This is a genomic window from uncultured Alistipes sp. (assembly GCF_902388705.1).
Classification (GTDB): Bacteria; Bacteroidota; Bacteroidia; order Bacteroidales; family Rikenellaceae; genus Alistipes.
Map to the genome: position 1 here is coordinate 23,826 of NZ_CABMQJ010000024.1, position 6,853 is coordinate 30,678.

The 6,853-nt window shown below is 63.2% G+C and carries 6 protein-coding genes; all 6 read right to left on the bottom strand.

The window, feature by feature from the left end:
- Positions 1-297 precede the first annotated feature (297 nt).
- The gene (locus tag QZT71_RS07605) at positions 298-1,614 is read right to left on the bottom strand and encodes a HAMP domain-containing sensor histidine kinase (RefSeq protein WP_295914648.1); all 1,317 of its coding nucleotides are present in this window, start codon (positions 1,612-1,614) and stop codon (positions 298-300) included.
- Entirely contained in the window at positions 1,611-3,698 is a 2,088-nt protein-coding gene (locus tag QZT71_RS07610; RefSeq protein WP_295914650.1) for a HAMP domain-containing sensor histidine kinase, read from the bottom strand. Before QZT71_RS07610 ends, QZT71_RS07605 begins: the two co-directional genes overlap by 4 nt.
- A 93-nt stretch (positions 3,699-3,791) precedes the next feature.
- A complete protein-coding gene (locus QZT71_RS07615; protein ID WP_295914652.1) occupies positions 3,792-4,178 on the bottom strand; it encodes a response regulator in 387 nt (128 codons plus the stop codon).
- Between the two features lie 57 nt (positions 4,179-4,235).
- Positions 4,236-5,963 carry a M23 family metallopeptidase gene (locus QZT71_RS07620; RefSeq protein ID WP_295914655.1) on the bottom strand — a complete coding sequence of 576 codons (1,728 nt, stop codon included), beginning with the start codon at positions 5,961-5,963 and terminating at the stop codon, positions 4,236-4,238.
- Complete coding sequence (locus QZT71_RS07625; RefSeq protein ID WP_295914657.1) at positions 5,948-6,460, bottom strand: regulatory protein RecX; 513 nt, start codon at positions 6,458-6,460, stop codon at positions 5,948-5,950. Before QZT71_RS07625 ends, QZT71_RS07620 begins: the two co-directional genes overlap by 16 nt.
- A partial coding sequence (locus QZT71_RS07630; protein WP_367112542.1) for a class I SAM-dependent methyltransferase occupies positions 6,442-6,853 on the bottom strand: 412 nt, incomplete at its 5' end. The genes QZT71_RS07630 and QZT71_RS07625, both read right to left, overlap by 19 nt.

Here is a 6,853-nt window from a genome sequence, read left to right on the forward strand (position 1 = left end):
TTACCTAACAAAGGTAAGCCGGCACGGGCTTCGGGCGGTAACGCATATTGATAAACGGCTTTTCATTTCTGATAAAGCGGGTGCGGATGTTCGGGAAAGTGTGTCCGGGAGCGGCCGGCGCGGCGCGGATGTCGGGATGCGGATGGCGCATGTCCGGAGCCGAATATTTGTAGCCGCATGTCAGGGGGCGGACGGTGCGGTGCACCGGGCGGGATGTCGGGCTTAGGCGCCGGGCGGGATGTGGTGGGCGGAATACCTCCGGCTGCTGTCCGGTAAGGGGCGTGGGGATGGGGGCGGCTACCGGCGCGGAAACGTCGCGACGATGCGCGTGCCTCCCGTGTAGGCGGGGTCGATGCGGATTTCGCCTTCCAGGTGGCGTGCGATTAGCCGGCAGAGGTAGAGCCCCAGTCCGTTGCCCTGGCTGAACGGGTCGATTTTCGTGAAGCGCTCGAAGACGTAGGCGTGTTTTTCGGGCGGAATGCCGCAGCCGGTGTCCGACACGGCGATGAATACGCGCTCGTCGTCCACATGGCCGCATTCGAGGCACACGGTGCCTTTCTGCGTGAATTTATAGGCGTTGCCGAGCAGCACGGCAATAAGCATCGAGAGGTATTTCCCGTTGGTGTGTAAATCGATTTCGGAGTAGGGGATAAGGCCCTTGTAAACGATGCTCGGTTTGGGGTATTTCACTTTCAGGATGCGCAGCTGCCTCCGGCACAGGTCGCAGAGCTCCTCACGGCTGCGCGGTAGCGGTTCGTCCAGATTTTCGAGGAATGCGACTTCGAGCATGTCGTCGAAAAGGTAACGCAGCTGGCGGCGGTTCTCTTGGATGATTTCGCAGTACTGGGCGTGTGCCTCCGGTGTGGTTTCTTCCGCAGTGAGCAGTTCGGAGAAGCCTGAAATGCAGTTGAGCGGCGTGCGGACTTCGTGGCAGATGGAGTTGATGAACGACACCTTTTTGAGTTCGCTCTCGTAGGCGTGTTTCGTTTCCAGAAGCAATTTGCGGCGCAGCTGCCGGGTACGGCGGTTGCCGATGTAAATGGCTCCGACGACGGCTGCGAGCACCAGCAGGAGCAGGGCGGCGGCTATCAGCGCCGTCTTGTGGTGCGTCGCCCGGAGCAGGGCGTTGTCCAGCGCCAGCCTGTCCAGTTCGTAGGAGGCCTGCATTTCCCGGATGACCTCGCTCTGTTCGAGCCGCATCAGCGAGTCCTGGACTTTTACGGCCCGGGCGTAGGCGGCGCAGGCGTCGGCGTTGCGGTTCAGGCGCCGGAACATGAGGGCCCGGTTCTTATAGCACTCCGTGAAGCGCACGCCCGGCATGGGGTGGCGCTCCGAGGTGCGGATCAGCGAGTCGGTGTAAGCCAGCGCCTGCTCGTAAAGGCCCTGTCCGGCCGCCCTGCGGTAGCCGTCGTCGTATTGGCGCATGCGGGCGAAGTGCAGCCGGTCTTCGAGCAGCGAGGGCAGGAATTCCGTGGGCAGGTAGAGGCGCATGCCGGTGTTGTTGCCGTACTCTTCGTAGTGTTGGGGCAACAATGGCTGCGGCGTGCCCCTGCCGGGCAGGACGAGGAGCGGCAGGAGCGGCAGCAGGGTCAGGAACAGGCGGCGTGTGCTCATGGCTTGACGGGAATCGTGAAGATGAAACGGGTGCCTTTCGTGTAGCTTTCGTCGAGGCGGATGCTGCCCGAGAGGTGTCCGGCAATCAGCCTGCACAGCGCGAGGCTCAATCCGGGCGACGCCGTGGAATTGTCGGTGAACGACCGGAATATCTCCTCGCGCCGCCCGGACGGGATGCCGCAGCCCGTGTCGGTCACCGATACGCACAGCCGGCCGTGCGGCGCGTCCAGCTCGTAGCGGAGCGTGATGCGGCCCTGCTGCGTGAATTTGCGGGCGTTGTCGAGCAGTGCGCGCACGACGAACGCGAAGTATTTGACGTGGGTATGCACGATGCATCCCGTGCCCGGGGTTTCGATCGAGTAGGTGACCTGCGGGGAGTGCGGCAGCCGCGATACGGCGAGCAGTTCCGCGCGGCACACTCCGTCGATGTCAATCGGTTCGGTCTGCAGGCTGCCGGTCAGGCTGTCGAGGTTGGCCGCTTCGAGCATGTTGTCGAGCGTCGACAGCAGCATTTCGGTGTTTTCGCGGACGGAGGCGAGGCTGGCTGTGCGTTCCGGGGAGTCCGCGTCGGCCAGCATCAGCCGGTAGGCGGCGGCGTCGAGGGCGTTGAACGGCGGGCCGATGCCCCGGCAGATGGTGTTGACGAACGTCGATTTCATGTGCTCGCTCTCCTGCGCCTTGCGGCTCTGGCGGAGGATGTCCGATTTCAGCCGCCGGTTGTGCAGCAGCGACCGCAGGAGGTAGATGCCCGTGCCGAGCATCAGCAGGACGATGACCACGAACGAGAAGCTGGCGGCGGCGCGGTTGCGGATTACGGCGCGCGTTTCGGCCAGTTTGCGTTTGTCCATGTCGTGCCTCCGGCGGATCGTTTCGAGGCGCTCGTTCCGTTCGGCGGAGAGGATCGAATCCTGTACCTCCATCGTGCGTTCGAACGCTTCGAACGCCTCGTCGTAATGCTTCGCGCGGGAGAGAATGACGCTGCGGTCGCGGTAGGCCTGATAGATTTTGGCGGGCTGCATGCGGAAATAACCCTTGCCCTGCTCGGTGAGGCTGATCAGCGAATCGGAGTAGAGGATGCTCTGCTCGTATTGGTCGATGTTGGCTTTCCAGAGGTATCCCAGCTCGTAGAGGTAACTTTTGTTGCGCAGCAGGTTTTCGCCCCGGGCGGAGAGCATGCGCCGGCGGAACTCCTCGAAATAGGTTTCCGCGTAGTCGTTGCGCCCGATGTTGAGCGCACAGCGCAGCAACTGCTGGTAGGGACGCACGTAGCTGTTGTCGGAATAGAGGTAGGGACGGCGGCCCAGGGTGCGGTCGGCGGCGTAGTATTTATCGAGCATCGCGATGTGCCCGTTGGTCAGCTTCACCTGGTCGTCGTAGCGGTAGGCCTGGTTGTAGGCGCCGCTCAAGGCGAAATAGATGATGCTGGCGAAGCACCTGCGGATGTTGAGGTTGGGCATCTGCGAAGTCAGGTCGTAGGCTTCGCGCCACATGTCGGTCTGGGGAATGAAAGGCCGCGTGTTCCCCTGCTCGTAATAGCAGAGCGTGAGGTTGGCGTAGCCGTGCAGCAGGAGCCTCTTTGCCCGTTCATAGATGGTTTCCGGCTCCCTGGCCCGTTCGTGGCTCCAGTTTATCACCTCGTGTGCCAGCGCAAGGTCTTTCTCGAGTCCGTATTCGTGGCGCAGGCGGCCGAAGCCGATATTCATCTCGGCATAGGCGGCGGCTCCCTCTTCGGGGGTTCCGGGCGTGAGCTCCCGCAGTTTGGCGACGTAATATTTCAACGAGTCCTCCTTTTCGACATAGGTCGAGTACCGGCTCAAAATCGGGATGACCGCTATGGACATGGCGTACGTGTCGCCGACGGCGGCGGCTTCGCGGAAGAGCCGGATCGAATAGGGGAGGTTGAGGTTGGTTTCCTCGTTCAGGTCCTTGAGGTTGAGCAGCAGCTGGATTCTGGTTGCCGGGTCTTCCGTGTGGGCCAGTGCGTGCTGGAGGCTGTCTTTTACCGACTGCGGAACGGCAACGGCAGGCGACACCGCACCCAACAGGGCACAGCATACCAGGAGCAGGTGTCGGACGCAAAGCATGGGGCAGTGACGCAAAAGTGCTGCTAAAGTAGTCAAAAAAAACGGGCCGGACAAGCTGCCCGGCTCGTTCTGTCGCAAATTCGGTTGGAACCTTTATATCTTGTTGAGGCTCTTGTCCAGGTACATTTTCAGTTCCCGCGGCATGACGGGCTTGGTAATGAAACCGTTGCATCCGGCCTCCTCGGCGATGCGGCGGTCGGTGTCGAATGCGTAGGCGGTCTGCATGATGACGGGCAGCTCGGAGGTGTGGCGCCTGATCTCCTTGAGCGCCTCGATGCCGTCCATCACGGGCATCTTGATGTCCATCAACACGGCATCGGGGTGACGCTCCAATGCATAGTCTACGGCCTCCCTGCCGTTCTTGGCCCACAGCAGATCGTACTCCTTTTTCAAAATTATTTCCAGCAACTTGTAGTTGCTTTCTACGTCCTCCGCAATAAGGATCAGCGGCTTACGTATGTCGGGATTGCTATCTGTCATTGTGTTTCACAGTTGGGATGTGTGCAAATATAAAAAAATTTTCCGGAAAACGATGTGTTACCTGTAAAATGTTCCTTCCCAGCGCGCCGTATTGCCGCATGCGTCGGTCAGGGTGAGCTGCACGCTGTGACGCCTGCGTGCGGCGGGTGTTTCGAACGCATGTACGAGCGTCCCCTGCATCGGGAAGCGGTCGCAGGGAACCCACTTGCCGTCGATGAGCAGCGTGCAGGAGGCGATGCCCGAGAAGTTGTCGCCGACACGGAAGCGGAGCGACTGCGCGCGCGACAAATCTTCGCCTGTGGTGAACAGGGGGCGTATGCGCGGCGGCAGGGTGTCGGCGGCGACGAACAGAACGCCGGTGGTGCGCGTAGTGGCTGTCACGGCTCCGTCGGCGTACTTGCCCCCGATGCAGGTGATGCGGCCTTTGGCCGTGCGGGCTGCGAGTACGGTGCGGGACTGCAGTTTTGCGGGGACGAAAGCACGGATGGAAACCGTCATGGCGCGGCGCAGCGGCGTGGTGACGGGAAGGATGCGGTAGCCGGGCGACAGGATTGCCGCAATCGAGTCGGACAGCGGGGCCTCGCAGTGCTCCGGATGGCAGAAGATCGGTTCGTAGAGGGCACCGGCGGGGATGCGCGCCGTGACTTCGCGGCCGATTCGTACAACGGTCGTCCTGTCCGGGGCGAGTGTCGTGGCCGTGGTGTCGGCCTCGGCGCGGAAACTCTCCCCGCGGCCGAGGATGTCGAATTCGAGGCACGAGCGGTTGCCGCAGTCGTCCCGGGCTTCGATTCGGATGCGGCGGCGCTCGCCTGCGGCGGTGCGCACCAGGCCGCGGTCGGCCATCAGGGGGTAGAAGCAGTCCGGGGCTTCGGCCAGCTGCGCCGCGCGAATCACTTCGTTGCGCGAGGTGAGCTGCAGCGGGTAGTAGCTCACGGCGTCGCAGCAGCGCGAAAGGTCGTGCGTAAAGCCGTCCATGCGGTATTCGAAGTAGGGTTCCCCGTCGATCGAGGCCCGGAGGCTCCACAGGCCGAACGTATTGTTGACGCCGTTGCGGCGGTCGCTGGCCTCGACGACGAAGTAGCCTTTGCGGCCCGTGCCGACCGGCTCCTCACGGGTGAGGCGGTAGCGTCCTTCGGCGCTGCGGACGACGGCGTAGCTCTCCGGGCGGCTGTGTACGGGGACGCCCCGCAGGGTGTCGATTTCGATGTAGTGGATGCGCAGGATGCGCGGCGGCAGGTCGTCGTCGGGGCGGATGACGCCCTCGCTCACGATATTGTAGAGCCGCTGCGTCGGGGTGTCGCGCAGTTCGTAGTGGAGGTGTGGGCCCATCGACGAACCGCTGTTGCCCGAGAATCCCACGGTGTCGCCCTGCTTCACGGGCCAGGTGCCGGGCCCGAACCTGAGGTCGACGCTGTTCGAGCGGCGGCGGTGGCGCTCCTCGCGCACGTGCTGCTCGATGTCGCTGCGGAAACGCTGCAGGTGGCCGTATACGGCGGTCGTGCCGTTGCGCAGCGTGAGGTAAACGGCGCGTCCGTAACCGTACGTGCCCACCGTTATGCGCGATACGTAGCCGTCGGCCGCCGCGACGAGGGGTTTGCCCTCGGCGCCGTCGGTTTTGATGTCGATGCCCGCGTGGAAGTGTCCCGGGCGCATCTCGCCGAAGTTGGCCGAGTAGAGCCCCGCCACGTCGCGTACCGGGTATATGTAATCTCCGGGATCGAGCCGCTGGCCCTGTACCCCGGAGCATATCGTATTCAGTATCAGTAGTATCAGAATTCGTCGCATCTCTCCGTGTCCGTTACGAGCGCTGCTGCGGCGCCGAGCACCGCTTCGTAATCGTAGCCGAGCGAAAGCCCGTAACGTATCAATTTGGTTTTCAGTTCGTATCGTGTTTCATATTTCGTCGTCCGCGCCTTGCGCTCCAGTTGCTGCCGCAGGCGGTCGTCCATGCCGGAGCGGTTGGCTTCGGCAAGCGCGGCGTCGATAAGCTCCCCGGCGATGCGCTTGCGTTGCAGGGCCGCGCGGATTTTGTATTCGCCCCAGCCGCTCAAGCGCAGTTTCTCGCGGACGAACGCCCCGGCGTAGCGGCTGTCGTCGATGAAGCGGTCGTGCACGAGTTTCGCCAGCACGGCTTCGCCGTCACGCTCCGCAAGGCCCCAGCCGCGCATCAGCCGCCGGGCGTCCTCCTCCGATTTCTCGGCGCGGGCGCAGAGCCGCATGAGGGCCGCGAGCGCCTCGTCGGGCGTCTTCGTGCGTTTTTTCCTTATTTCAGCCGGCTGCATACCATGCGGGGTTTTTCGTTGATGTCGCAGCGGACTTCGGTGTCCGCATATCCCTCTTCGCAGAGCATGCGGCGCATGGCGTCGGCGGCGTGTTCGTAAATCTCGAAATAGAGGCGGCCTGCGGGGCGGAGCATCCGCCGTCCGGCGCGGGCGATGGCGCGGTAGAAGCACAGCGGGTCGTCGTCGGGGACGAACAGCGCCTGGCCGGGTTCGTATTCCCGGACGTTGACGTGCATCGAGGCCCGGTCGCCCTGCGGCACGTAGGGAGGATTCGAGACGATTACGTCGAACGGCCCCGGGAAGACTTCGCCAAGGTCGTGCAGCGCATCGGCGCGCCGCAGGTCGACGCGTGCGCCGAGCGTGCGGCAGTTTTCCGCGGCGACCTCCAGGGCC

Coding starts and splice junctions, on each gene's coding strand:
- QZT71_RS07610 (WP_295914650.1), bottom strand. CDS start 3,698: ATGCTTTGCGTCCGACACCTGCTCCTGGTATGCTGTGCCCTGTTGGGT.
- QZT71_RS07605 (WP_295914648.1), bottom strand. CDS start 1,614: ATGAGCACACGCCGCCTGTTCCTGACCCTGCTGCCGCTCCTGCCGCTC.
- QZT71_RS07625 (WP_295914657.1), bottom strand. CDS start 6,460: ATGCAGCCGGCTGAAATAAGGAAAAAACGCACGAAGACGCCCGACGAG.
- QZT71_RS07620 (WP_295914655.1), bottom strand. CDS start 5,963: ATGCGACGAATTCTGATACTACTGATACTGAATACGATATGCTCCGGG.
- QZT71_RS07615 (WP_295914652.1), bottom strand. CDS start 4,178: ATGACAGATAGCAATCCCGACATACGTAAGCCGCTGATCCTTATTGCG.